The organism is Nisaea sp., assembly GCF_034670185.1.
GTDB lineage: Bacteria > Pseudomonadota > Alphaproteobacteria > Thalassobaculales > Thalassobaculaceae > Nisaea.
Window position 1 is genome coordinate 756863 of the sequence record NZ_JAXMNY010000002.1, and the last position, 24640, is coordinate 781502.

The window sequence follows — 24640 nt, forward strand, 5'->3', positions numbered from 1 at the left end:
ATCCGGAGATCAAGATGAGCACCGCCGACATTTTCGCAGAGTCGGGTCACGACGATCTGTTGCTGCCGTTCCAGGTCGACCCGTTCGGCCTGCGCGGCCGCATGGTGCGGCTGAATTCCGCCGTCCACACCATTCTGGACCGGCACGGCTATCCCGAGCCGGTATCCAAACTGCTCGGCGAGGTCATGACCATCACGGTCTGCCTCGCCGGCGCGCTCAAATACGAGGGCGTATTTTCCCTGCAGATCAAGGGCGACGGGCCGATCCGTACCATGGTCGCGGATTTCACCAGCGAGGGACATCTGCGCGGCTATGCCGCGTTCGACGAAGATGCGGTGAGGCAAGCGGCGGACAAGGGCGGAGCGACAGTTCCGCGGATGATCGGCGGCGGCTATATCGCCTTCACCGTCGATCAAGGCGTGGCCACGGAACGCTATCAGGGCATCGTGCCGCTGGCCGGACAGACACTCGCGGAATGCACCCACGAATATTTCCGCCAGTCCGAGCAGCTCGAGACAGGCATCAATGTCGCTGTGCGCAAGGACGAGTTTGGCATCTGGCGGGCAGGCGCCCTGATGCTGCAGCGCATGCCGCTCGACGGCGGCGACGCGCCAGAGCCGGGCAAGGCCCGCACCGTGCATGACATGGATGCGTATGAGGATGCCTGGCGCACCGCCATGGTTATGCTGAGCAGCGCCAGCCCGGACGAGATCGCCGGTACCCGCGTCGCACCGGACCGCCTGCTGTTCCGCCTGTTCCACGAAAGCGGCATCCGGGCCTATCCGGCCCAGCACGTGGCGGAACGCTGCCGGTGCTCGAAAGACCGGGTGGAATCCGTTCTGACGTCACTGTCGGATGAAGAAATTCAGGACATGACCGTGGACGGTCTTGTGTTCGTTATCTGCGAGTTCTGCAAATCCCGCTGGGATTACGACGAAGCAGGTATGAAGAAACTTCGGGCCGGCACTGACGATTGATCATAATGCTGCCCCATCACTTGGGTTAGAATGATTCTTTCGACTCATTCATCCTTGGGGGTTTCAATGCGGGTCCGGCTTGGTTTTCTGCTTTTCGCTTTCGTTGCACCGCTGCTCGGTGCCTGCGCAACGCCACCGACGACGAATTTTCCGGAGCTGACCTTCCGGCACAAGACACCGATCCGGCTTGCCGTCGGGTCCGTCGAGGTCATCAACGAATTCCGTATGCCTTTCGCTGCACCGAATGTGGAGCACAAGATGCCCGTCGCCCCCGGCCCGGCCGCAGAGCGCTGGGCCCAGGACGTACTGCAGGCAACGGGTGGCCCGGACAAACTGGTGATGGTGATCACCGATGCCTCGGTGACGGAAACCCCGCTGAAGGTCAAGAAAGGCCTTAAGGGCGCTTTCACCACGGATCAGACGGAGCGGTACGAGAGCCGGATCTCAGTACGTCTCGAAATCCGCACACCGGAAAACAAACGCCGGGCCGTGGCGGAGGCTTTCGCCACCCGCAGCGCGACAATCGCGGAAGACTCCACCCTGGCAGACAGAGAAACCCTCTGGTACGGCCTGACGGAAAAGCTGCTGGGCGAATTCGATACTGCGATCCGGCCACAGGTTACCGCGCATCTCGGAGAATTCCTCCGCTAGGCGCTTTCAGATCACGGCCGGAGCGGCAGACGCCGCTCCGGTCCGGAGACGATACCCGTCAGATATTGGCCAGCACATGCTCGACGCTGGACACTTCGAAAGCGCGCGGCTCTTCGACGAACAGCTTGGTGACAGTGCCGTCCTCGACAACCATCGCATAGCGCTGGGAGCGCATGCCAAGGCCGGCGGCGGAGACATCCATCTCAAGATCAAGCGCCTTGGCGAGATCGCCGTTGCCGTCCGCGATCATGGTGACGGCGTCGCCCGCGCCCTGATCCTTGGCCCAGGCTCCCATGACGAACGCGTCGTTCACGGCCGTGCAGGCAATCGCGTCGACGCCCTTGGCTTTCAGATCACCGGCCTTCTGCACGAAGCCCGGCAGATGCTTCACGGAACAGGTCGGCGTAAACGCTCCTGGTACCGCGAACAGGACAACCTTGCGGCCCTTGAAGAATTCCGCGGTATCGAGATCGTCGATCCCGTCGGCCGTGTTCGTCTTCAGCGTCAGCGCCGGAAATGCGTCCCCAACTTTGATGCTCATTGTGGTCTCTCCCCCTGGGTGTTGTCTGGCCGGATTGGCCGAGAAAATTCTCTGCTAGAGAAATACGATGCTTGAGATAGGGCCGACCAGCCCCAATTCCAATGCCGTCAGCTGCCGGCTTCCGCGATCGCGGACTGCACGGCTTCAAGACTCAGTAATTCCGGCAGCGCGATGCCGCTCGGTGATGACGGACCGTAGACCGCGTTGAACGGAATTCCGTATCGGCCGAACGAAGCCAGATAATCCGCGATTTGCGGATCGGGAGCTGTCCAGTCGGCCCGCATGGCGACAACATTCTCGGACCCGATCAGACCGGTAATCTCGGTAGAGTCCAGAACCAGCGATTTGTTGACCTTACACGTCAGGCACCAGTCCGCGGTGACATCGACCAGAACCGTTTTGCCTCCGGCCACCAGCCGGGCAATCTCCCGTTTGTCAAAAGGCCGCCAGGCGGCTTCGGCTGCGGATGCCTTCGGTGCAGCCGCCTCCCGCTCCGCCGCATACAGACCCACACCGGCGACCGCGAGCATGGCCACCAGGGCAATCGGCGCGCCGGCACGCCTGCCGGGCATTCCGTCCCGCGCCCTCCAGGTCAATGCCCCCGTCAGCACCAGCGTCAGACCACCGAGCAGAAGCATATCGAGCAACGCGGTGGTCGCGGCGAAGACCGTAAAGAGCCACACGGCCGTCGCCATCAGCGCCAGCCCGAGGATGCGGCGTAGCCAGACCATCCAGGCACCGGGCCGCGGCAGGGCGCGCGCCAACCCCGGCAGCGCGGCAACAAGGAGATAAGGCGCCGCCAGTCCAAGCCCCATGACAAGGAAGACCACGGCGATCTCCACCGCCCCGCGCGAGAGCGCGAAACCGATCGCCGTACCGAGAAACGGCGCGGAGCACGGCGTCGCCAACAGGGTCGCGAACGCACCGGTCAGAAAGTGACCCGACAGGCTGGTTTTTCCCTCATGCCCGCCGACACCGGAAGCCGCAAGGCCAAGATCGGAGACCCGTTGTGGCAAACCGATCTCGAACAGGCCGAGAAGATTGCCTGCAAAGAGCATCAGTATCGCTACCATGAGCGCGAGGAACAGCGGCTGCTGGAACTGGATACCCCAACCGACCGCCATGCCCGCCTGTTTCAGCGCAATGGCGCCTCCGGCGAGCAACAGGAACGAGGCGACAATGCCCGCGGCCGAGGCGAGGAAGCCCGCCCGGATCGCGCCCTTGTCCGCCCCGCCGTATTTCACCGCACCGACCAGCTTCAGGGACAGGACAGGCAGCACACAGGGCATCAGATTGAGAATAAGGCCGCCGAGAAAGGCGATGCCGAGTACAGCGGCCAGCGCCGCCCACCGGTTGGAGGGTCCGGCCTCCACCGCTTCAGAAACAATGACCTTCCGCTCCAGGAACCGGTCACCGTCAACCAGCGTCAGGGTGACCTCCTCACCGGCCAGTCTGCTACCTTCCGGCAGGGAGGCCGGGACCGTCAGCACGGCGGAGCGCCGGTCCGCGGAGAAGGCGATATCCGGTTTGCCAAAGGCAAAGCCCGGCCGCGCTTCAGGGAAGATATCCGGCGCGTCGAGCGGATGTGTCGCCTGGATGGAGACGGCGAGCGAATGCGGCTCCGGCGTGCCGACCGCCGTAACCTGACCGATATCCAGCCCAAGCCCGCTCAGATTCTTCGGAACACGAGCGCGGAATCGGTCTATCAGCTGGGCGAACGCCGTCGGGCTGGCTTCCGTCCCGGCGAGATCGAGGCTCAGACTGGCTGTCAACGGCACGCAGATATCGCTGCAGGCCAGCGCGTTCATCTCCGCCCGCAATGCCAACGGTTCACCCGGCTGGGAAAGCGTCGCGCGAACCGGAATCACCACCTCGCCATGGTAGCCGTAGGTCTCCAGCCCGAACAGGCTGAACCGTTCCGGCACCGGCCAGCGCCACGCCATTCCGGCGAGGTTGCTTGAGCCCTGCCAGTCAATTTCCGGCGGATAACCAGCATCGCCAGGGGCGCGCCAATAGATCTTCCAGCCGTCCGCCAACCGGAACTGCAGGCCGAGAGGGACATTGTCCCGGCCTTCTGTTCCCGCGACCGCAGAGATCAGCCGGACATCGGCGAAATCGGTGCTGACCCACTCCGATGCGCCTGTCGCGGCGGAGGCCGGACGCGCAAAACCACCAAGCGCCATGATGACGCCCAAAATGACGGCCACGATTGTATTTCTGGGGCGGAAGACCCAACTCATAAACAGATGCCCGAGATTGTTGCAGGGTTTTCATACGCTTTCCGTCCCGCATATATAGTGGACCGGAGCCGCTACGTCGGTCACATTTTCCGGAACCGCGGGAAAGAATTGGCGGACCCGGCGCCACCAAGGATCAGGACAGCCAGAAATGCCTACGACCGTCGCCAAGGAAACCCAGGAAGGCTATCTCACCGGACAGCTTCTTGTGGCAATGCCGGCAATGCGCGATCCGCGTTTTGCCCGTGCCGTGATTTATATTTGCGTGCACAACGCGGAAGGCGCGATTGGTCTGGTCGTCAACCGTCTGGTCGGCTCTATCGAGTTCGGCGACCTGGTCGAGCAACTCGACATGAGTCTCGGCGAGATGGAGATCGTCAACAATCCGCCGGTGCATTTCGGCGGGCCGGTCGATACGGAACGCGGTTTTGTGCTGCACAGCGCCGACTATCAGAGCGAGGAAACGCTGGATATCGACGAGGAATTCGGGCTGACCGCCACCGTCGACATCGTCCGCACCATCGCGTCGGGCGGCGGACCGAAGGACCATCTGCTGGCCCTCGGCTACGCCGGTTGGGGCCCGGGCCAGCTTGATGGCGAGATCCAGGAAAACGCCTGGCTCAATGTCGATGCCGACAACGGTCTGGTCTTCGACACCGACCTCGACAGCAAATGGGGCCGGGCATTGGCCAAACTCGGCGTCGATTCCGCCCTGCTTTCGACGGAAGCCGGACGGGCCTGAAACTTTCCGTTTCAGTGAACGGCTGGCGCCCCTCTCGGCAAGAAAACCGAACGAGATAAACGCCCTCATTTCACGACAGGCGGCTGCCCTGCACTCGTTCAACCGGAAGCGCGTCTATATCGACACCCTCCAGGCAGCGCACATTGACCGACCATAAATGCGGAGCGGTGCGCGGTCTCCGGAAGGGGAGGATGCCGCAACGCGGGCAAAAATAGTCCGTCGCCTGCTTTGTGTTGAACTGATACGTCGTGAGGTCTTCGAGCGGGGTGAGTAACTCCAGAGCCCCTTCTTCCACCCGGTGAAGCAATGCTCCCCGCCGCCGGCAGATCGAGCAATCGCAGACACGGACGTTGTCAAGGTCAGCCTCCAGCTTGAACCGTACCAAACCACAGTGACAGCTGCCCGAATAGACACTCATCTCGTGCTCCCCAATCAGCCGCAAACGATCAAGGCTTCAAGCGTTCGCCTACGCACTCTCCGGCAACAGCCGGTCCACCAGCGCCAACCAATACCCGATGCCGAGGGGAATGGAGGCGTCGTTGAAATTGTAATCCGGGTAATGCAGCTTGCCCGACTTGTGGTCCGGCGCTGCCGTTCCCATCCAGATGTAGTTCCCCGGTCGCTCGTTCAGCATGAAGGAGAAATCCTCTCCCGCCATGCAGGGATCGTGCTCGCGGATCACCTGGTCTGCGCCGACCAGCGACTCTGCGACCCCGGCCGCGAATTCAGCTTCGGCGGGCGGGTTGATTGCCGGCGGATAGTTCTTGCGGTAGTCGATCACCGCCTCGCAGCCGAAGCCTTGGGCGATACCAGTTGCCAGCGAACGAATGCGTGCCTCGGCGAGATCGCGCACACCCGGCTCGAAATAGCGCACCGATCCGCCGATCACCGCTTCGTCCGGCATCACGACATAGGCGTCCGAGCCCCTGAACATGGAAACACCGATGGTCGCGGTCTTGTGCGGCGAGACATTGCGCCCCGGAACGCTCTGGATTGCGGTGACCAGATGGGCCGCCGCCAGCACCGTATCAACGCCGTCATGAGGCATGCCCGCATGGGTGCCCTGACCACGAACGGCAATGTCGAAGTAATCGATCCCGGCCATGGTCGGCCCGGCCAGCGGGCAGAAGGTTCCGAGTGGCAGGTCCGGCCAGTTGTGCAGTCCCCAGACCGTCACGCAATTCGCCTGCTCGAACAAGCCCTCCTCGACCATCACCCGGCCGCCGCCGCCGCCTTCTTCCGCCGGCTGAAAGATCAGCGCGACCGAACCGGAAAAATCACGGCTTTCGGCCAGAAGCTTCGCCGCGCCAAGCAGCATCGCGGTGTGCCCGTCATGCCCGCAGGCATGCATTTTTCCCGGTACTGTCGACTTGTAGGGCACGTCGCCGACTTCCTGCATCGGCAGCGCATCCATATCCGCGCGGAGTCCGATCATCGGCCCCTCGGAACGACCGCGAACAATGCCGACCACGCCCGTGGTCGCAATCCCGGTCAGCACCTCGTCGACCCCGAAGGCCCGCAGCTTCTCGGCGACAATCCCGGCAGTGCGCACCTCTTCGAACCCGGTCTCGGGATGGGCGTGCAGATCGCGGCGCCATTCCGTGACGTCCCCGTGCAGGGCGGAAATCCGGTTGTGATGGCGCGATGAAATGGCGGGCTGGTCGGTCATGGGAGCTCCGGTGATAGTCGCCGGGTCCGGACGGTCCCGACGTGATACGGGACAAGAATGCCAACCTGAAAGGCTCTCGTCGAGTTGAACCGGAAAGCGCCGGCCTAGAAGTGCTTCAGCTCATCCGCGAAGCTTGGATAGAACTCCTCACGCAACAGCGCGAACAGGACGTGGTCCTGCCAGCGGCCGTCGATCTTCAGGTACTTCTTCGCCAGCCCTTCCTCACGGAAGCCGGCTTTACGCAACACACCCTGGCTCGGGTAGTTGCGCGGCAGGCAGGCAGCCTCGACCCGGTGCAGGGAGATCTGGTCGAAACCGAAAGAGCAGGCGCCATGCACCGCCTCGGTCATATAGCCGTGCCGGGCATAGGGACGGCCGATCCAGTAGCCGATGGTGCAGCATTGGGCGACGCCCCGACGGACATTGGCGATGGTGATACCGCCGACCATCGCATCGTCGCTGCGCCGGTAGATGAGGAAGGAATAACCCTGGTCCCGCGCCCAGTCCTCGGCATAGCGAGCAAGCCGGCGGCGGAAGGCGGCGCGTGTCAGGGCGTCATCTGGCCAGCGCGGCTCCCACTCAACAAGAAAGTCCCGGCTGATCGCGCGCAGCTCGGCCCATTCACGCCAATCGTTCTTGTTCGGCTGCCTGAGATAAAGCCGCGGCAGGGATACCCGCGGCTCGATCTTGGACGGCGGAAAAAACGTCAGGACCAATTCGCTTATCCCCTCGGAGCCCGTTACAGCGTCATTTTTCCTGTTAACCGTGCGGATGGCAAGCGGAACCGCCGTGCGGCGCGGCTTGCCGCACGGGTCCGAAAGTCTTGAGGGGAGGTCGGCGCCGAGCCGGTCAGTTCAGCCGGGCGCAAATCTTGTCATAGGATTCAAGGCTCCCGGTCGGGCCGAGAGCAGCCAGGGTCGGCGTGCTCTTGAGTAGCCGCGCCGCCACCCGGAGGATCGCCGCCGTGTCGACCGCATCGACCTTTGCAACAAGCTCGGGCACCGACACCGGGCGGCCATAGACCAGCATGTGCTGGGCCAGTTGCTCGCACCGGTTCGAGGTGCTCTCCCGGCTCATCAGCAGACCGGAACGAAGCTGGGTGCGGGCGCGCTCCACCTCTTCCTCGGAAACATTTGCCGCGACATCCATCAGCTCGTCGCAGACCACCGGCATCAGTTCGATCGATTCCTTCTCGCCCGTCCCGGCATAGATCGAGAACATGCCGCTATCGTGGTAGGCCGCACTGAAGGAATAGATGGAATAGACCAGCCCACGCTTCTCGCGAATTTCCTGGAACAGGCGCGAGGACATGCCGCCGCCGAACAGCATGGAAAGCACCTGCTGGGCGTAGAAATCCTCGTCGTGAAAGCCCATACCTTCAAAACCGAGCAGCAGGTGCAGCTGTTCCAGATCCTTTTCGACCCGGATCTCGCCACCCTTGTATGCGGCCGGTTCGGTCTTCGCGGCCGTCTGCGCGCCGAGCGTGCCGAAACCGCGCTCGACCTCGGCCACCACCGCGTCATGATCGACGGCACCGGCGGCGGAGAAGACCAGACTGTCGCCCGCGTAATTCTCGTTGATGAAGGCCATGATGCCGTCCCGGCTCATCCCTTGGACAATCTCCGACCGACCCAGCACCGGGCGGCCCATGGCCTGATCCGGATAGGCGGTTTCCTGGAAATAATCGAAGATGATATCGTCCGGCGTGTCCGCCGCCTGGCCGATCTCCTGGATGATCACGGACCGTTCGCGGGTCAGTTCCTGCTCGTCGAAGGTCGAGTTCACCAGAATGTCCGAGATGACATCAACGCCCAGCGATACGTCTTCCTTGAGCACCTTGGCGTAATAGGCTGTCTGCTCCCGCGCCGTGTAGGCATTCATGTGCCCGCCGACCGCCTCGATCTCCTCGGCAATCTGAAGCGCCGAGCGGCGCCTGGTGCCCTTGAACACCATGTGCTCCAGCAGGTGCGCCACACCGTTCTCGGCCGCGACCTCGTGCCGGGTGCCGACATTCAGCCAGGCGCCGAGAGAAACGCTCTCGACGCTGGCCATCTTGTCGGTCACCACACGGGCGCCGTTGGCGAGTTCAGTGATCTTGATGCCGTCCATGTCGCCGCTCATGCAGCGTTCTCCTTGGTCTTGACGATGCCTGCTATATGGGTGCTGACAGTCCCGTAGTCATTGGCGAGCACGGTCATACGCTCTTCACGCTCAAGCAGGTCAGCCAGCCGGGGCGGTAGCGCCGGGCGCAGGCCGATAGCGGACTCGACAGCATCCGGGAACTTTGCCGGATGGGCGCAGGCAAGAGAGATCATCGGCATATCGGTGCCGATGGCGCCGCTTTCGCGGGCCTGTCGTGCGGCACCAAGAGAGACTGCCGAATGCGGATCGGTGATCTCGCCCGTCTCCTCATAGATCGCCTTGATGGTCGCTTTGGTCCCGGCCTCGTCGGTCCGGAAGCCATCGAATTCGGCCCGGGCGCGATCCAGCATGCCCTGGGAGACCGAGAAGTGGCCCGTCTCGCGAAAGCTTGAGAGCGCTTCGGTTACCGCCGCGCCGTCCCGGTCATAGAGGTCGAACAGGTAACGCTCGAAATTGCTGGAAACCTGGATATCCATGCTCGGGCTGATCGAAGGCTGCACGCCTTCCAGCTTCATCTCTCCGGAAGCGAGGAAGCGGGACAGGATGTCGTTCTGGTTCGTCGCCACAACCATTCGGTCGATCGGCAGGCCCATCTGCTTGGCGGCATAGGCGGCGAAGATATTGCCGAAATTCCCGGTCGGCACGACGAAGGAGACCGGCCGTTCCACCGTGGCACCGATGCTCAGCGCGGAGGTCACGTAATAGACCACCTGCGGCAGGATGCGGGCCCAGTTGATCGAGTTCACGCCGGACAGATTGTGTTTGTCCCGGAAGGCGATGTCGTTGAACAGCGCCTTCACCATGTCCTGGCAATCGTCGAATGTGCCTTCCAGCGCAATGGCGTGGACGTTCGGCGCTTTCACCGTCGTCATCTGGTGCTGCTGCACCGGAGAGACCCGCCCCTTCGGGAAGAAGATAAAGATCTCGGCATTGGCGCTGTCGCGGAACGCCTCGATAGCGGCCGAACCTGTATCGCCCGAGGTGGCACCGACGATGGTGACCTTCTCGCCGCGTTTGGTCAGCACATGATCGAACATCCGCCCAAGGACCTGCATCGCATAGTCCTTGAAAGCCAGCGTCGGGCCGTGGAACAGCTCCATCATCCAGAGATTGCCATCAAGTTGCTTCAGCGGCGCCACGGCGCTGTGCTCGAAGCTGCCATAGACCTCGTCCATGATGCCCTTCAGCGTCGCGTCGTCGAAGGCGTCGCCAGTGAACAGGCGGCAAACCTCGAACGCGGTCTCGGCATAGGACAGCCCGGCGAGCCGTTTCAGGTCCGCCGGAGTGAGTGTCGGCCATGTCTTCGGGACATAGAGCCCGCCGTCGCGGGCGAGGCCCGTCAGGAGTACGTCTTCGAAACCGAGTTCAGGGGCCTTGCCCCGGGTGCTGATATAGCGCACGTCCGCCGTCTCTTTTTCGCTGTTCGAAAGGACGCAACCTAGCGGTGGCGCTGGGTTCTTGCAACAATACCGGCTCTGTCGGGATATGACACAAACCGGGACGCTCTGCATGGCCATCGAAACTGTCGGAATCATGACGCCCGGGGACATGGGACACGCAATCGGCCAGCGGCTCGGCGAAGCCGGAATCCGGGTCGTCACCAACCTCGAAGGCCGCTCCGATCGAAGCCGCGCTTTGGCAAAAAAAGCAGGGATCGAGGATCTTGGCTCCGACGCCGCTTTGCTCACCGAATGCGATGCGATCTTCTCCATCATGCCGCCGGATCAGGCGGCGAGCTTCGTCACCCGCATGGCTATGGCGGCGGGTGCACTCGGCACCAAACCGAAGGCGCTGATTACCGATCTCAACGCGGTCGCTCCTTCCACGGCCCGGCAGCTTCAGGCGACAGCGGAAGCGGCCGGTATCGGCTTCCTCGATGGCGGCATTATCGGCGGCCCGCCCTATCCGGGACGGCCCAGCCCGCGCATCTATCTGAGCGGCCATGGCGCGGATGCCCTTACGGCCCTCTGTCCCGCCCTCGACATCCGTCCGCTCGGCGATGAGATCGGCGCCGCCTCAGCCCTGAAAATGTGTTTCGCGACCCTGACCAAGGGCGTGCAGGCACTTGGCATCCAGAGCTTCGTCACGGCGGAGCTGGAAGGGGTCGGCCCTGCGTTCCGTGCAGAGCTGGAGGGCGCACAGGCAAATCTTCTGAGAAGCCTGGCCGGCAGCCTGCCCGGCATGCCGCCGAAAGCCTACCGCTGGGTCGGCGAGATGGAGGAGATCGCCAAAACCTATGGCGATGCCGGCCTGACGCCGAAGACCTTCGAGGGTGTGGCGGATGTCTACCGCTTCGTCGAAAGCACCCCGCTCGGCAAGGAGGTGGTTGAGAACCGGACCATGGGCACCACTCTCGATGATCTGGTCACCCGGCTCGCCGACGCGCTGCGAGAGCGGCGCTCCTAGCCAGCATAACCAAGCGGCAAGGCCGTCGTGTACTTGATCTCTTCCATCGCGAAGCTAGAGCTGACTTCGGCCAGGTCAGCGATCGAGATCAAACGTTTGTAGACCGCGTCATAGGTCTCCACGCTCGGGACAACGACGCGGAGCAGATAATCGACGGTCCCGCTCATGCGGTAGAATTCCAGAACTTCCGGGATTTCCGAGACGCCCTTGGCGAATTTCTCCAGCCAGACATCGCTATGCTGGCTGGTACGGATCATGACGAAGACAGTAAGTGGCACGTCGACCGCACGGCGATCCAGCAGAGCCACCTTCTTCCGGATCACACCCTGCTTTTCGAGATTCTGGATACGCCGCCAGCAAGGTGTTGAGGACAGGCCGACACGGGTGCCGATCTCCGCCACGGAGAGATCAGCATTCTCCTGCAACAGGGCGAGGATACGCCGGTCTGTCTCGTCGATCTTCATTCCATATTATCCGCATATGTTAGAAAATTATTCTAACACAGAGAGGATACTTGAGGAAAATAGCAAACTTTTTGCCACGATTCCGGGCCAGAATGAATGCGACTTCCACATTCAATCCGGGGCGCCGCCATGATCTTCAAATTCTTCACCAGCCATCCGCAATCGGTCGGCGAGAGCTACTGGCAGCATTTCGGATTTGCCACCTCTACCGGTGGCGCAATGATCCTTGGCGGTCTTGCCTGCATGGTGCACGGCCTGTTCCCGTTCCTCTGCACCCGGACCGGCAGCAAGACCATCGCCCGGCTCTATGGCCGGATGTCCTCCGGCGCACGGCATGCCGTGATGGAAAAGAACCACACCGAACTCAGCCAGCAACCGGCCGAATAGATCTCTATCCGAGGAAGAGTTACCGGTTAGAGATAACGCTCGTTCAGGTGACCAAGGAATGCATCCGCCGAGAGCGGCGCACCGGTTGCGGCGCTGATGATTTCGTCCGTTGTCTTCGCACTGCCGACCGAATGGACATTCTCGATGAGCCAGGCCAGCAGGCTTGAGAAATCACCTGCTGCGATACGCTCATCCAGATCCGGCAATGCGTCGTGTGCCGCCTTGAAGAGTTGGGCAGCGGCAAGCGCGCCGAGCGTATAGGTCGGGAAATAACCGAACGAGCCGTGATACCAGTGGATATCCTGCAGGCAGCCGTCCCGGTCGTCTTCGGGCGCCACACCGAGCGACGCCTTCATGCCATCACGCCATGCGCCCGGCAGATCCTTCAGCGCGAGATCACCGGAGAGCAGGGCCTTTTCCAGATCGTAGCGCAGCATGACATGCAGCGGGTAGGTCACCTCGTCCGCGTCGACCCGGATCAGCCCGCGCGCCACTCTGTGGCCAAGCAGGTTCAGATTCTCCGGCGTCATTGCGGGGCCGCCGGTATGCAGGACCTCCGCCGCAAGCGGCGCCAAGAACCGATAGAAAGCCGGCGCGCGGCACGCCTGCATCTCCATCAGCAGGGACTGGCTTTCATGCATCACCATACCGCGGGAGGACCCGACCGGCTGGTTGCGCCATTCCACTGGCAGGCCCCGTTCATAGAGAGCATGTCCGGTCTCGTGGATTACCCCCATCAGGGCGCGGCTGAAATCATCCTCGGAATAGCGTGTCGTGATGCGGACATCGTCCGGAATACCACCAGTGAAGGGGTGTGCGCTTTCATCGAGCCGGCCATGCGCAAAATCGAAACCGAGTGCGCGCATCACGCGCGCGCCAAGTTGCTTCTGCTTCGCGGCGGGGAACGGACCTTCCGGGCTCAGGGGCGCCGGGCCTGCGGCCTGCCCCTCCAGGATTTTCTCCATCAGTCCCGGTAACTCAGCCTTCAATCGTGTGAAGACCGGATCGATCCAGGCCATGGTGCCGCCGGGCTCGTAGCTGTCGATCAAGGCATCGTAGAGACCGCAGCCGAGCTTCTCGGCTTTGATCGCACCATATTCGCGGGTCAGCTCAAGCACCGTGGCGAGCTTGCCGGCGACAGCGGAGAAATCGTCCTTGGCGCGGGCATCGCGCCAGGCGACAACGCAGGCGGAGGTCGCCCTGGACCGGGCTTCCACCAGATCGGCTGGCGCGACGGTTTCGTTGGTATGGATTCGGCGCATTTCCCGCAGGTTCGCCTGCTGCATCGGGTCAAGCGCAGCGCTGTCTGCTTCCGCCCGCGCCAGCTCATCGGAGACGGCCGGAGTTGCCAGCAATTCATGCTGCAGCACATCGAGCGTCGCCAACTGCTCGGCACGCGCTTCCGCGCCGCCCGACGGCATCATGGTTTCCTGATCCCAGCCGAGAACCCCGCTCGCTCCGGAGATAGCGGAGTATCGTTTGAAACGTTTCTCAAGGGCTGCGTAGGCGCTGTCAGTCACGGCCGGACTCCGTCTCGTCTTCGGGTTTGAAGTGATAGATCACATAGATGACGATGAGAGTCAGCGCGAGCAAGGCCCAGGTGGCGGCATAGCTCAGATGCTCATTCCGGACATGGATCTTGCTTTCGGCGCCGATCGGCATGTTCAGCGGCCCGGGATCGCGCAGCCGGTCCACATAATAGGGCAGCACCGGACCAAGATCCCTGGTCGCAGCCATCTCCGCCGTGTCGACATAAAGCCAAACCTCGTTATCCGGCTCGTTGTCGGGCACGAAATAGCCTTTCAGCCGATCCTGCCGGATCAGGCCGTCGACCGTCTGAACGCCCTCGACATGCATGGGAGCTGTATCGACAGGGCCTTGCCTCTTGAGCTGAATCCAACCCCGGTTCACCAGCACGGTACGGCCGTCCACCAGCTTCATCGGCGTGATCAGATGGAAACCGGCATTGCCCTTGAATGGCTTGCCGGTGACCAGCAGTTCCTTGTCATGCAGATAGGTGCCTTCAAGCCGGACCCGCTTGTAGCGCCAGTTCTCGATAGCATCGATGCTGTCGGGGAGGGCGACCGGCGGCGCCTCGACCCGGCTCTCGAACTGGTCGATCAGATTGCTCTTCCAGGCAAGCCGTTCCAGCTGCCAGTAGCTGAGGCTCAGCATGAAGGCCACGGAAATGATCGTGAAGAAGGTTGCCCAGAAAGTGGGACGGAACCTGCGATTGCCGAACATTCTTTTTTCCAGACGTTGCACGCAAACCGGGGACATTGGGGCCGAGCCGGACCATAGGCCGCGGACGGTATTTTGCCCAGTCCCGGACTAGCCGCCCTGACTAGTCACCCGGGGGCCGGTTCGGTGTCTTGTGTTTGTATTGCAGGGCGATCGTGAAAGCCTTCAAAGGCCGCAAGAGCGCGATCGTGCCGCCCAGGACCACCACGCTCCAGAGCAGGGCATGAACCCAGAGCGGAGGCGCGAACAGTGTTTCGAACCAGAGGGCGATGGGCACAACCGTGGCGCCCAGGACGAAAATAATGAAGACAGCCGGACCATCGCCGCTGTCTTCATTTTTCAGATCGAGACCGCAAATCGAACAGGTATCCCGAACGGTCAGGAACCCCTCGAACAGGCTGCCCTTGCCGCAGCGCGGACATCGGCAGGCCAGCCCGGTCGAGAACGGCGATTGCGGAGGATAATAAGGGTCGCTCACGGCGTTTCCTCCGCTATCCCCGTCTTTGCTGGATCAGCCGCCCCACCAGTAGACGCAGACGAACAGGAACAGCCAGACGACGTCGACGAAGTGCCAGTACCAGGCAGCCGCCTCGAAGCCGAAATGGTGGTCGGGCTTGAAATGACCGGCCCGGCCGCGGAACCAGCAGACGGCGAGGAAGGTGGTGCCGATGATCACGTGGAAGCCGTGGAAGCCCGTCGCCAGATAGAAGGTCGAGGCGTAGATGCCATCAGTGAAACCGAACGCGGCGTGGCTGTATTCGTAAGCCTGCAGAGCGGTAAAGAGGATGCCGAGCAAAACCGTGAGGCCGAGACCGAGTTGGAACTGGTCCCGCTTGTTCTCGATCAGCGCGTGATGCGCCCAGGTCACGGTGCAGCCAGACAGCAACAGGACCATGGTGTTGATCAAGGGCAGGTCAAATGCATTGAACGTGACAATGCCTTCCGGCGGCCACACACCTGTATCCGGATACAGCGCGCTGTCGAAGAATGCCCAGAAGAACGCGGCAAAAAACATAACTTCTGAAGCGATGAACAGGATCATGCCGTAGCGCATGCCAAGCTGCACAACGTGGTTGTGATGGCCCTGATATTCCGCCTCGCGTACGATATCGCGCCACCAGAAGTACATGGTCGCGATGATGGCCAGCAATCCGACGATCAGGATTGAACCGCCGAACGCCATCTCATGCATGTACATGATACCGCCGACAGCGGCGATGAAACCAGACATGGCACCGACAAAGGGCCACGGGCTGGGCTCTACCAGATGGAAGGAATGTTGTGGATGTCCGCTCATTATCTTTCCCCTTCAGTCCGGCGCTTGTCGCGCCTTACTCTCCTCGATTATCCCTTGATATCCGCATTGCCGCGAGTCCCGGCATTCGCCTGTTCCCGGGCGGCCTTCGCCGCGGATTGATCCTGGGCTTTATAGAATGTGTAGGAGAGGGTGATCGTGGTCACCCCATCCATCTTCACGTCCTTGTCCATCTCCGGGTCGATATAGAACGAGACCGGCATATCGACCCGCTCACCCGGCTTCAGGACCTGTTCGGTGAAGCAAAAGCAGTCGATCTTGTCGAAATATAGCCCCGCCTTATCGGGCGACACGTTGAAAACCGCCGTCGCAACCACGGGCTCGTCGCCGAGATTGACCGCCTCGTAGAACGCAAGCTGGGTTTCCCCGACCCGCGTTTCGATGGCTTTCTGCGCGGGCTTGAAGCGCCATTTGAGGTCCGGCTGCACACTGGCATTGAACCGGACCGTCACCTTGCGCTCGAGAATTTCGGCCGCGTCCTGGTCCGCGATCTGCGTCGTGCCACCAAAGCCGGTCACCCGGCAGAACAGGTCATAAAGCGGTACCGAGGCAAAAGAGACGCCAACCATGCAGACCACAACACCCGCCAGAAGCAGGGCAATGCGCGCGTTACTGCGTTTCTGCCGGGACGACTTCTGCATGGCTCAGCCCCCCATCCTCAAGATGGTGATGACATAAAACAGAATGGCGAAGACCGCGATACAGGCAAGAATCGCGAGATTCTTGCCGCGCTTGCGTGTGTAGAGTTCTTCCCGCGTACTCGGCTTTTGCTCTTCGCTCATCGCCTTAAACCCCCGCTGCCTGATCGATGATCAGCAGCGTAAAGAGAACAAACAGATAGAGGATCGAAAAGCCGAACAGACGTCGGCAGTTCTTCTCGCTGGCATCCCGGAACACCTGCCAGGCGGAGAGCATGAACACCACCCCGAAAGCGGCCGCGGGCAGTCCGTATGTCAGCATGCCAACTGTCTCGAATGCCACCGGCAACAATGTGATCGGCACCAGCAAAAGAGTATAGATCAGGATCTGCTTCTGGGTTTCCCGCCGACCTGAGACAACCGGCAGCATCGGCACGCCCGCCGCCTCGTAATCGCCGGAGCGATAGAGCGACAGCGCCCAGAAATGCGGCGGGGTCCACATGAAGATAATCAGGAACATGACCAGCGGCAGGGCCGTCACGTCGCCGGTCACCGCAGCCCAGCCTATCACCGGAGGCAAGGCGCCGGACGCACCGCCAATGACGATGTTCTGCGGCGTCCGCCGCTTCAGCCACATGGTGTAGATAAAGACATAGAAACCGATGGTGCCGGCCAGCAATGCCGCCGCGACCCAGTTGGTCGCCAGCCCCATGATCATGACCGACATACCGGACAGGATGACGCCGAACGCAAGCGCCTCGTCCGCGCCGACCTTCCCGGTCGGAATCGGACGGCCGCGGGTGCGGGTCATCACCGCGTCGATATCCCGGTCGTACCACATGTTGATGGCACCTGAGGCCCCGGCACCGATCGCAATGCAGAGCACCGCGATGGCCGCCAGACCAGCGTTGAGTTCACCCGGCGCAAGATACAGTCCTGCAAATCCGGTGAAGACAACCAGAGACATCACACGCGGCTTCAGCAGCGATACGTAATCCCGGATCGCCTGAGACGCGGAAGCGGCGGTCGGTGCCGCCGCTTTTATTTCGATGGACGTATCAGACACGCAAGGAACCTTTCTTGCTCCGGTCCGTCTTCATAACGCCGCCGAGGCGCCGCGGATCATTTGATCCGCGGCAGCTCGTCGAATGTATGGAACGGCGGCGGAGAGGACACGGTCCATTCCAGAGTGTCCGCGCTTTCGCCCCACGGGTTGGCATCCGCCTTGCGCTTCGTGATGAAGGCTTCGATCACGACGATCAGGAAGACGATGGTCGCCAGACCGCCCATGTAGGCGCCGTAGGAAGCCACAGTGTTCCAGCCGTGCAAGGCATCCGGATAGTCGATGTAACGACGCGGCATACCTGCCAGCCCGAGGAAATGCATCGGGAAGAAGGTCACGTTGGCGCCGATGAACATCAGCCAGAAATGCAGACGGGCGAGGAAGCCGCTGTAGTGGTAGCCGGTCATTTTTGGGAACCAGTAATAGAACCCGCAGAAGATCGCGAATACCGCACCCAGCGACAGCACATAATGGAAATGCGCGATGACGTAATAGGTGTTGTGCAGCACCACATCGACACCGGCATTGGCGAGCACGACACCGGTTACGCCACCAACGGTGAAGAGGAAGATGAAGCCGATCGCCCAGATCATCGGAACACGGAAGGAGATCGAGCCCCCCCACATGGTCGCGATCCAGGAGAAGATCTTCACGCCTGTCGGCACCGCGATGACCATGGTCGCCGCGGTAAAGTAGGCCCTTGTGTCAACATCCAGCCCCACTGTGTACATGTGATGCGCCCAGACGATGAACCCGACGAAACCGATAGAAAGCATCGCGTAGGCCATACCCAGATAGCCGAAGATCGGCTTGCGGGAGAAGGTCGACACCACATGGCTGACAATGCCGAAAGCCGGCAGGATCATGATGTAGACTTCCGGGTGTCCGAAGAACCAGAACAGGTGCAGGAACAGGATCGGATCGCCGCCGCCTGACGGATCGAAGAAGGCAGTACCGAAATTACGGTCCGTCAGCAGCATGGTGATGGCACCGGCAAGAACCGGAAGCGCCAGCAGCAGCAGGAAGGCGGTGATCAGCATGGACCAGACAAACAGCGGCATCTTGTGCAGCGTCATGCCCGGAGCACGCATGTTGAAGATCGTGGTGATGAAGTTACTGGCGCCGAGAATCGAGGATGCACCGGCAAGGTGCAGCGACAGGATCGCCATGTCCATCGACGGACCAGGCGTTCCGAGCTTGCTCGACATCGGCGGGTAGATGGTCCAGCCGACACCTGCGCCACCGTCGGCGAAAACCGACAGGAACAGCAGCAGGAAGGCCGGAATCAGAAGCCAGAAGCTGATGTTGTTCATCCGCGGGAAGGCCATGTCCGGCGCGCCGATCATCAGCGGCACGAACCAGTTGCCGAAACCACCGATGAGACCCGGCATAACCACGAAGAACACCATGATCAGACCGTGGGCCGTGGTGAACACGTTCCAGACCTGACCGTTCTCCATATACTGGACACCAGGGTCCTGAAGCTCCATCCGCATGTAGATGGACATGGCTCCACCAATCAACCCGGCGATCACCGAGAAGATCAGGTACATCGTGCCGATGTCTTTATGGTTGGTCGAATACAACCAGCGCCGGATACCCGTCGGCGCCCCATGATCATCAGCGTGAGCGTGAGCGGCACTCATATCGGTCTCTCCCAATAGCGTGATTGTTTTAGTTGGTGCTGAGCGCAACGCGGACCGGCGCGTCGTCGCTCATTGCAAAGCGTTCCTTGGCTTCTTCCAGCCATTCCTTATACGCCTCTTCCGAGACCGCCTTCACGACGATCGGCATGTAGGCGTGCCGGGGACCGCAGATCTGGTTGCACTGACCGTAGAAAGTGCCTTCCTTGTCGAACTGCATCCAGGTCTCGTTGGTACGACCGCCGATCGCGTAAACTTGCACGACGGCAGACGGCACGAAGAACGAGTGGAACACGTCGTTACTGGTCACCAGGACCTGGATCTTCTTGCCGGTCGGTACAACAAGGGGATTGTCCACATCGAGCAGACGAATGCCGTTCACCTTCGCGAGATCATCACCTTCCAGCAGATAGCTGTCGAAAGCGATTTCCTCGTCCGGATACTGGTAGTTCCAGTACCACTGGTTACCGGTGACCGTTATCGTCATGTCCGGATCAACCGCCCGATCAAGATAGTAGAGGTTCTTGAAGGACGGGACCGCGATCACCACAAGGATAATGACCGGAACGGCAGTCCAGAGAATTTCGATCAGTGTGTTGTGCGAGGTGCGTGACGGGTTCGGGTTCGCAGACGCGCGATACCGAATGCACACATACACCAGGAGCAGGAAGACGAAGATGCCGGTGGCGAAAATCACCCACAGAAGAAAATCGTGGAATTCACCGATCCGGACCCCGACGGGCGATACCGGGTCCTGTAAGCCCAACTGGTAAGGCTCAGGCAGACGGATTTCCTCGGCGCCGGCCGGCAATACAAGCCCGGCGATCAACAAAAAGGGCAGCGCCGCGATGTACGCGAGGCTGGAGATTGCCCGGTTGAAAAGCCTCATGATCTCCGCTCTCTCCAAGTTTTTTAGTACGCGGGGCCGTTTTTAGCGCTAGGCGCGACCCTTCACAAGTTTATCGAAATACACTTTCCGACTCATTGCGGGAAGACAAATCGACCAATTTTGATTGTATCGTCGACGATCCGCGACGAAGTGACGCGCCCCCATGCGGTTGAAGACGGCGACAAAAACACGGCTTCCCGCGCCGTGACTTTGTCGCCGTTAAGCCCATATGCTATCGGGTAGATATTGAACAAACTGTCGGCCCGGCTTTTAGGCGGGCCCAGAAGGAGCAGACGCTATGGGCGATCTCAGCAAGACCGACGAAATCTTCTTCCAGCGCGGCGGCCTTGAGCTTTCGCGGGTCGGTCAGGTCGTCGACGACGCGCTGCACGGCGCCGACGATGGCGAGCTCTTCCTTGAATACCGCCAGAGCGAGAGCCTTGCCTTTGATGATGGCCGTCTGAAAAACGCTTCCTTCGACTCGACCCAGGGCTTCGGCCTCCGGGCTATCGCTGGCGAGGCGCACGGATATGCCCATGCCTCGGATATCTCGGAAGATGCGATCAGACGCGCCGCCGACACGGTATCCGCCGTCAGCAGAGGCTATGGCGGGACGCTTGCCGCTCCGCCCGCCGCAAGCAACGCGATTCTTTATACAGACGACAATCCGCTGGCCCTGACCGCCTTCGGCGACAAGGTCGATCTCCTGAAGGAAATCGACGCCTATGCCCGGGCCAGGGACCCCCGTGTCAAACAGGTAAGCGCGTCGCTGGCCGGCTCCTGGCAGGCTGTGCAGATTATCCGCGCCGGTGGTCATCGCGTTGCCGATATTCGCCCCTTGGTGCGGCTCAATATTTCCGTCGTGCTGGCCGATGGCGATCGCATGGAAACCGGCAGCTCCGGCGCCGGTGGTCGGGTCACCTATGACCAGTACATGACGCCGGAAAACTGGAAGGCCCAGGTCGACGAGGCGTTCCGCATCGCCGAAGTAAACCTCGCGTCGGTCGCCGCGCCTGCCGGAGAGATGGAAGTCGTTCTCGGCAGCGGGTGGCCCGGCGTCATGCTGCACGAGGCCGTCGGACACGGCCTTGAAGGTGACTTCAACCGCAAGAAAACCTCAACCTTCTCCGGCATGATGGGCCAGCAGGTCGCGGCAAAGGGCGTGACTGTCGTCGATGACGGCACGATGCATGACCGTCGCGGCTCCATCAGCATCGACGACGAAGGCACCCGCAGCCGCCGGAACGTGCTGATCGAGGATGGCATCCTCGTTGGCTATATGCAGGACCGGCAGAACGCCCGACTGATGGGCATGGAGCCGACCGGCAACGGCCGCCGTCAGAGCTTCGCCCACGCCCCGATGCCGCGCATGACCAACACCTTCATGGAAGCCGGCGACAAAGACCCCGGCGAAATTCTCGCCTCGGTGAAGAACGGCCTCTACGCGGTGAATTTCGCCGGCGGACAAGTCGACATCACGTCGGGCAAGTTCGTTTTCTCGGCAAGCGAGGCTTACCTGATCGAGAACGGCAAACTCGGCGCGCCGGTGAAAGGTGCGACCCTGATCGGCAACGGCCCGGACGCCATGGGCCGGATCACCATGATCGGCAATGACCTTGCGCTTGACGAGGGTATCGGTACCTGCGGCAAGAGCGGACAGGGCGTTCCCGTTGGCGTCGGCCAGCCGACCCTCAAGATGACCGGCGTTACCATTGGTGGCACCGCCATGTAGGAACGAACCTCTTGGTCCTACGTACTGGTTAATAAAAATTTAGGTTTATTAGGAGCATATTTCGGCTTTGTTAGATTCATCGCCCCTGCTTCGAGGCATGAAATCCAAATAGGAGCCGAAAATTGCGTGACGCCTTGGCCGCATCACTCTTGCTGTTGTTCAGCAGCCTTTTCATAGCTGGCCTGATGCTGACAACACCGGTGGCAGCTGGACAGACCGCTGCGGCAATCTTCCCGCCATGGCTCAACAAAACCGAAATTCTTGGCGCGGTCTCGGCCGCGGGCGGAAGAATGCTGCGTCATGGCGGCATCGACTCCGTCGCACTCGTCAGGCTGGAAACGCCTGACGACGCTCAACAACTGAAGCATGCCGGAGCTTGGGCCGTAGTTGCCCCTGCCGCCCTGTTCGGCTGCGCCGGCGTCACCGGCAACGCACGACGATTGTTCCAAAAGGAGACCTGAGAATGAATGCGCTCGAGTTAATTCGCGCACGGGCTGTCAAGTTCATGGCCCTTTTCATCGCCGTCCATGTTCTGCTGGTACTTGCCTTCGGGCTGATGCTGGGCACGCATTTGATTGCCCCGGCCATCGGCGCTGTCGCGACCGCTGCAGTTTGCGGCATCGCAAGCTGGAAGGCGCCGCACGCAGCATCGACACGCATGCTGCAGGCTGTCGGGATCATGGTCATGGTCTCCCTGATCGTGCTCCAGTTCGAAGGTCACGCCTGGCAGATCGACGTGCATATGTATTATTTCGCCTGCCTCGCGATCCTGACGACGCTTTGCGATATCCGGGCAGTCATCGCCGCCACGGCGGCGGTGGCGGTGCATCACATCGGCCTGAACTTTGCCTTTCCGGCGTGGATTTTCCCCGATGGCGCCGATTTCGGACGGGTCATCGTTCATGCGGTCATCGTCATCGTCGAGGCCGTGATCGTCGGCTGGCTGGCAATCACAGTCGCCAATGCTTTCAACACATCCGACGCGGCCCTGCGCGAAGCGGAGGCCGCGAAAGCGGAAGCCGAGCGTCTCAGCCAGGAGCGGATGGAGCAGGACCGCCAGATGGCGGCCCAGAAGGCTCAGGAAATGTCGGCTCTTGCCGATTCCTTCTCACAGTCAGTTGGCTCGATTGCCATGACCGTCTCCAACACCACGTCGGAACTGAGCAAGAATGCGGGCGACATGAACTCCGTCGCATCGTCCCTGGTCACGCAGTCGCAAGCCGCGAACGAAAACACCGCATCCGCCGCCGACAATGTGCGCATGGCCTCCGAGGTTGCGGGCGAGTTGGCCAGCTCCTTCTCCGAGATCGGCCAGCGGGTCGCTGAGTCCAGTGCCGTCACAAGGCAGGCTGTCGATCAGGCAAACCAGACCAACGATACTGTTTCCGGGCTCGCCAAGGCGATCGAGAAGATCTCCGAATTCCTGAAGCTGATCACCGATATCGCCGAGCAGACCAACCTGCTGGCCCTGAACGCCACCATCGAGGCGGCCCGGGCCGGGGAAGCCGGCAAGGGCTTTGCCGTCGTTGCCACCGAGGTGAAGAACCTCGCGTCCCAGACTGCTGAGGCGACCGAAACGATTTCCGCCCAGATCCAGGCGATCCAGCAGGAATCCAATCAGGCGGTGGACGCGATCTCCACCATTGTCAAAACCGTGGCAAAGGTGGATGAGATTTCAGCCGGCATTGCCGCAGCCATCGAAGAACAGGTTGCTGCGACGAACGAGATCTCCAATCAGGTCGCCATGGCCAGCGAGCGCAGCAACAATGCCTCTCAGGGCATGAGCATCCTGAATGACGAAAGCACCCGCAGTGGCGAGGCGGCCCGGCTGATGCTCTCAGCGTCGGAAAAGCTTACCGAGGACACCGGGCGTCTGCGTTCCGAAATCGACGGGTTCCTGAGTAAAATCAAAACCTAGGCCGACTGGGCCTTACATATATCACGGAGAAGGCCCCGGCATCGCGCCGGGGCCTTCTGTCTTTTTACCGAGGCGGGTTTCCCGGTAGCCAATATAGAGCCCCGCGCCAATCACGATGGCGCCACCAAGCAGTGTCATGCCATCCGGAATCTCATTCCAAAGCGCCAATCCGAAGAGTGTGGCCCAGATCAGCGCGGTATATTCGAAGGGAGCGATGACCGCTGCCTCCGCATGCCGGAAAGAGGACGTCACAAGAAACTGGCCGACCCCGCCAAGCAATCCCAACATCAGGAATAATCCCCAATCGGCAGGCAGCGGCGCTATCCAGCCGGATGGTGTTCCGGAAGCCCAGAGCGTACCAGCAGTCCCGGCCACGAGACCGGCGAGGGTCGTGTAAAAGGTCATAGATACGCTGGTCTCTGTCGAGGATATGCGCCGCGCGAGCAACATGGTCATAGCAAAGCAAAACGAGGCTGCGATCGGAATCAAGGCATCAAAGTTGAAGATTTCGGCGCCAGGCCTGACCACGATCACCACACCGACGAAACCGACAATCGTTGCGGACAGCCGCCTCGGCCCGACGCGCTCTCCCAATACCGGCATTGAGAGCAGCGTGACGAAGAGTGGCGAAGAGAATGCGAGAGTTACCGTCTCGGCAAGTCCAAGAACGGAAAGCGCATGGAAAAACCCGACCATGGCGCTGGCTCCGAACGCAGCACGCAGCAATTGAATGCCCGGGCGCCGCGTCCGCAGCGCGGCAACACCGCCCCAAAAAGAGACAATAACAAAGAGCGGTATCAGCCCAAACAGAGAGCGCAGCATCACAATCTGGATGCTCGGATACGAGGCCGTCAGCCACTTGATCAGAGCATCCATCACCGAGACCACGAAGATCCCGGCAACCATCAGGGCAATACCTCGCCCGGTCGCGGCCCGGTCGTCCGGCAGTCCGGTCATGGACATCCCTTCAGGGCCGCAGCCCGCA

General features: G+C 61.3%; 26 protein-coding genes. 8 read left to right on the forward strand and 18 right to left on the reverse strand.

Annotated features, from left to right (window positions below):
- Nucleotides 1-14: 14 nt before the first annotated feature.
- Nucleotides 15-977 (forward strand): Hsp33 family molecular chaperone HslO, encoded by a 963-nt coding sequence (locus VOI22_RS13175; protein WP_323796924.1) that lies wholly within the window; start codon nucleotides 15-17, stop codon nucleotides 975-977.
- 66 nt (nucleotides 978-1043) lie between these two features.
- Complete coding sequence (locus tag VOI22_RS13180) at nucleotides 1044-1628, forward strand: hypothetical protein (RefSeq protein ID WP_323796925.1); 585 nt, start codon at nucleotides 1044-1046, stop codon at nucleotides 1626-1628.
- 58 nt (nucleotides 1629-1686) lie between these two features.
- Here VOI22_RS13180 and VOI22_RS13185 read toward each other — a convergent pair whose 3' ends face one another.
- Together VOI22_RS13185 and VOI22_RS13190 are read right to left on the reverse strand one after the other, a co-directional pair.
- Nucleotides 1687-2169, reverse strand: a complete 483-nt coding sequence (locus VOI22_RS13185) for a peroxiredoxin (RefSeq protein WP_323796926.1) — start codon at nucleotides 2167-2169, stop codon at nucleotides 1687-1689.
- A 107-nt stretch (nucleotides 2170-2276) separates the two neighbouring features.
- Nucleotides 2277-4376 (reverse strand): protein-disulfide reductase DsbD family protein, encoded by a 2100-nt coding sequence (locus VOI22_RS13190; protein ID WP_323796927.1) that lies wholly within the window; start codon nucleotides 4374-4376, stop codon nucleotides 2277-2279.
- Between the two features lie 181 nt (nucleotides 4377-4557).
- Here VOI22_RS13190 and VOI22_RS13195 point away from each other — a divergent pair, with 181 nt between their 5' ends.
- Nucleotides 4558-5148, forward strand: a complete 591-nt coding sequence (locus VOI22_RS13195; protein ID WP_323796928.1) for a YqgE/AlgH family protein — start codon at nucleotides 4558-4560, stop codon at nucleotides 5146-5148.
- Between the two features lie 70 nt (nucleotides 5149-5218).
- On the opposite strand, the gene VOI22_RS13200 is transcribed toward VOI22_RS13195, so the two are convergent.
- The 5 genes from VOI22_RS13200 to thrC form a co-directional block, all read right to left on the reverse strand.
- Nucleotides 5219-5566, reverse strand: coding sequence for a GFA family protein (locus VOI22_RS13200; protein WP_323796929.1), 348 nt, complete (start codon nucleotides 5564-5566; stop codon nucleotides 5219-5221).
- A gap of 48 nt (nucleotides 5567-5614) precedes the next feature.
- Complete coding sequence (locus tag VOI22_RS13205) at nucleotides 5615-6817, reverse strand: M20 aminoacylase family protein (RefSeq protein ID WP_323796930.1); 1203 nt, start codon at nucleotides 6815-6817, stop codon at nucleotides 5615-5617.
- 104 nt (nucleotides 6818-6921) lie between these two features.
- Nucleotides 6922-7533 carry a GNAT family protein gene (locus VOI22_RS13210; RefSeq protein WP_323796931.1) on the reverse strand — a complete coding sequence of 204 codons (612 nt, stop codon included), beginning with the start codon at nucleotides 7531-7533 and terminating at the stop codon, nucleotides 6922-6924.
- A gap of 133 nt (nucleotides 7534-7666) precedes the next feature.
- Nucleotides 7667-8938, reverse strand: coding sequence for a pitrilysin family protein (locus tag VOI22_RS13215; RefSeq protein WP_323796932.1), 1272 nt, complete (start codon nucleotides 8936-8938; stop codon nucleotides 7667-7669).
- Nucleotides 8935-10359 carry a threonine synthase gene (thrC, locus tag VOI22_RS13220; protein ID WP_323796933.1) on the reverse strand — a complete coding sequence of 475 codons (1425 nt, stop codon included), beginning with the start codon at nucleotides 10357-10359 and terminating at the stop codon, nucleotides 8935-8937. The genes VOI22_RS13215 and thrC overlap by 4 nt, the downstream gene beginning before the upstream one ends.
- A gap of 109 nt (nucleotides 10360-10468) precedes the next feature.
- Between thrC and VOI22_RS13225 the strand changes: the two genes are divergently transcribed.
- Complete coding sequence (locus VOI22_RS13225; RefSeq protein ID WP_323796934.1) at nucleotides 10469-11365, forward strand: NAD(P)-dependent oxidoreductase; 897 nt, start codon at nucleotides 10469-10471, stop codon at nucleotides 11363-11365.
- On the opposite strand, the gene VOI22_RS13230 is transcribed toward VOI22_RS13225, so the two are convergent.
- Entirely contained in the window at nucleotides 11362-11829 is a 468-nt protein-coding gene (locus VOI22_RS13230) for an Lrp/AsnC family transcriptional regulator (RefSeq protein ID WP_205620721.1), read from the reverse strand. The genes VOI22_RS13225 and VOI22_RS13230 overlap by 4 nt on opposite strands.
- 96 nt (nucleotides 11830-11925) lie before the next feature.
- On the opposite strand from VOI22_RS13230, the gene VOI22_RS13235 reads away from it, so the two are divergent.
- Nucleotides 11926-12216 (forward strand): DUF6356 family protein, encoded by a 291-nt coding sequence (locus VOI22_RS13235; RefSeq protein ID WP_323796935.1) that lies wholly within the window; start codon nucleotides 11926-11928, stop codon nucleotides 12214-12216.
- Between the two features lie 26 nt (nucleotides 12217-12242).
- Here the strand turns inward: VOI22_RS13235 and VOI22_RS13240 are convergent, their stop codons facing one another.
- From VOI22_RS13240 to coxB, 9 genes are all read right to left on the reverse strand, one after another.
- Nucleotides 12243-13736 (reverse strand): carboxypeptidase M32, encoded by a 1494-nt coding sequence (locus VOI22_RS13240; RefSeq protein WP_323796936.1) that lies wholly within the window; start codon nucleotides 13734-13736, stop codon nucleotides 12243-12245.
- Complete coding sequence (locus VOI22_RS13245; protein ID WP_323796937.1) at nucleotides 13729-14460, reverse strand: SURF1 family protein; 732 nt, start codon at nucleotides 14458-14460, stop codon at nucleotides 13729-13731. Before VOI22_RS13245 ends, VOI22_RS13240 begins: the two co-directional genes overlap by 8 nt.
- Nucleotides 14461-14560: 100 nt before the next feature.
- Complete coding sequence (locus tag VOI22_RS13250) at nucleotides 14561-14935, reverse strand: DUF983 domain-containing protein (protein ID WP_323796938.1); 375 nt, start codon at nucleotides 14933-14935, stop codon at nucleotides 14561-14563.
- Nucleotides 14936-14968: 33 nt separating this feature from the next.
- On the reverse strand, nucleotides 14969-15754 hold the full coding sequence (locus tag VOI22_RS13255) for a cytochrome c oxidase subunit 3 (protein ID WP_323796939.1): 786 nt from the start codon (nucleotides 15752-15754) through the stop codon (nucleotides 14969-14971).
- A gap of 47 nt (nucleotides 15755-15801) precedes the next feature.
- Nucleotides 15802-16413, reverse strand: coding sequence for a cytochrome c oxidase assembly protein (locus tag VOI22_RS13260; RefSeq protein WP_323796940.1), 612 nt, complete (start codon nucleotides 16411-16413; stop codon nucleotides 15802-15804).
- Between the two features lie 3 nt (nucleotides 16414-16416).
- Nucleotides 16417-16554 (reverse strand): hypothetical protein, encoded by a 138-nt coding sequence (locus VOI22_RS13265; RefSeq protein ID WP_169721249.1) that lies wholly within the window; start codon nucleotides 16552-16554, stop codon nucleotides 16417-16419.
- A gap of 4 nt (nucleotides 16555-16558) precedes the next feature.
- Nucleotides 16559-17476, reverse strand: coding sequence for a heme o synthase (locus VOI22_RS13270; protein WP_416366237.1), 918 nt, complete (start codon nucleotides 17474-17476; stop codon nucleotides 16559-16561).
- Between the two features lie 56 nt (nucleotides 17477-17532).
- Nucleotides 17533-19119, reverse strand: a complete 1587-nt coding sequence (gene ctaD, locus VOI22_RS13275) for a cytochrome c oxidase subunit I (protein WP_028467526.1) — start codon at nucleotides 19117-19119, stop codon at nucleotides 17533-17535.
- 28 nt (nucleotides 19120-19147) lie between these two features.
- Nucleotides 19148-20005 carry a cytochrome c oxidase subunit II gene (gene coxB, locus VOI22_RS13280; RefSeq protein ID WP_323796941.1) on the reverse strand — a complete coding sequence of 286 codons (858 nt, stop codon included), beginning with the start codon at nucleotides 20003-20005 and terminating at the stop codon, nucleotides 19148-19150.
- Nucleotides 20006-20303: 298 nt separating this feature from the next.
- Here coxB and tldD point away from each other — a divergent pair, with 298 nt between their 5' ends.
- From tldD to VOI22_RS13295, 3 genes are all read left to right on the forward strand, one after another.
- A complete protein-coding gene (tldD, locus tag VOI22_RS13285) occupies nucleotides 20304-21737 on the forward strand; it encodes a metalloprotease TldD (protein ID WP_028467524.1) in 1434 nt (477 codons plus the stop codon).
- 122 nt (nucleotides 21738-21859) lie between these two features.
- Nucleotides 21860-22198, forward strand: a complete 339-nt coding sequence (locus VOI22_RS13290) for a hypothetical protein (protein ID WP_323796942.1) — start codon at nucleotides 21860-21862, stop codon at nucleotides 22196-22198.
- A 2-nt stretch (nucleotides 22199-22200) separates the two neighbouring features.
- The gene (locus tag VOI22_RS13295; RefSeq protein ID WP_323796943.1) at nucleotides 22201-23655 is read left to right on the forward strand and encodes a methyl-accepting chemotaxis protein; all 1455 of its coding nucleotides are present in this window, start codon (nucleotides 22201-22203) and stop codon (nucleotides 23653-23655) included.
- Nucleotides 23656-23676: 21 nt separating this feature from the next.
- On the opposite strand, the gene VOI22_RS13300 is transcribed toward VOI22_RS13295, so the two are convergent.
- Nucleotides 23677-24612, reverse strand: coding sequence for a DMT family transporter (locus tag VOI22_RS13300; RefSeq protein WP_323796944.1), 936 nt, complete (start codon nucleotides 24610-24612; stop codon nucleotides 23677-23679).
- Nucleotides 24613-24640 lie beyond the last annotated feature (28 nt).

Coding starts and splice junctions, on each gene's coding strand:
- VOI22_RS13175 (WP_323796924.1), top strand. CDS start 15: ATGAGCACCGCCGACATTTTCGCAGAGTCGGGTCACGACGATCTGTTG.
- VOI22_RS13180 (WP_323796925.1), top strand. CDS start 1,044: ATGCGGGTCCGGCTTGGTTTTCTGCTTTTCGCTTTCGTTGCACCGCTG.
- VOI22_RS13185 (WP_323796926.1), bottom strand. CDS start 2,169: ATGAGCATCAAAGTTGGGGACGCATTTCCGGCGCTGACGCTGAAGACG.
- VOI22_RS13195 (WP_323796928.1), top strand. CDS start 4,558: ATGCCTACGACCGTCGCCAAGGAAACCCAGGAAGGCTATCTCACCGGA.
- VOI22_RS13200 (WP_323796929.1), bottom strand. CDS start 5,566: ATGAGTGTCTATTCGGGCAGCTGTCACTGTGGTTTGGTACGGTTCAAG.
- VOI22_RS13205 (WP_323796930.1), bottom strand. CDS start 6,817: ATGACCGACCAGCCCGCCATTTCATCGCGCCATCACAACCGGATTTCC.
- VOI22_RS13215 (WP_323796932.1), bottom strand. CDS start 8,938: ATGAGCGGCGACATGGACGGCATCAAGATCACTGAACTCGCCAACGGC.
- VOI22_RS13225 (WP_323796934.1), top strand. CDS start 10,469: ATGGCCATCGAAACTGTCGGAATCATGACGCCCGGGGACATGGGACAC.
- VOI22_RS13230 (WP_205620721.1), bottom strand. CDS start 11,829: ATGAAGATCGACGAGACAGACCGGCGTATCCTCGCCCTGTTGCAGGAG.
- VOI22_RS13235 (WP_323796935.1), top strand. CDS start 11,926: ATGCGACTTCCACATTCAATCCGGGGCGCCGCCATGATCTTCAAATTC.
- VOI22_RS13245 (WP_323796937.1), bottom strand. CDS start 14,460: ATGTTCGGCAATCGCAGGTTCCGTCCCACTTTCTGGGCAACCTTCTTC.
- VOI22_RS13255 (WP_323796939.1), bottom strand. CDS start 15,754: ATGAGCGGACATCCACAACATTCCTTCCATCTGGTAGAGCCCAGCCCG.
- VOI22_RS13260 (WP_323796940.1), bottom strand. CDS start 16,413: ATGCAGAAGTCGTCCCGGCAGAAACGCAGTAACGCGCGCATTGCCCTG.
- VOI22_RS13265 (WP_169721249.1), bottom strand. CDS start 16,554: ATGAGCGAAGAGCAAAAGCCGAGTACGCGGGAAGAACTCTACACACGC.
- ctaD (WP_028467526.1), bottom strand. CDS start 19,119: ATGAGTGCCGCTCACGCTCACGCTGATGATCATGGGGCGCCGACGGGT.
- coxB (WP_323796941.1), bottom strand. CDS start 20,005: ATGAGGCTTTTCAACCGGGCAATCTCCAGCCTCGCGTACATCGCGGCG.
- tldD (WP_028467524.1), top strand. CDS start 20,304: ATGGGCGATCTCAGCAAGACCGACGAAATCTTCTTCCAGCGCGGCGGC.
- VOI22_RS13295 (WP_323796943.1), top strand. CDS start 22,201: ATGAATGCGCTCGAGTTAATTCGCGCACGGGCTGTCAAGTTCATGGCC.
- VOI22_RS13300 (WP_323796944.1), bottom strand. CDS start 24,612: ATGACCGGACTGCCGGACGACCGGGCCGCGACCGGGCGAGGTATTGCC.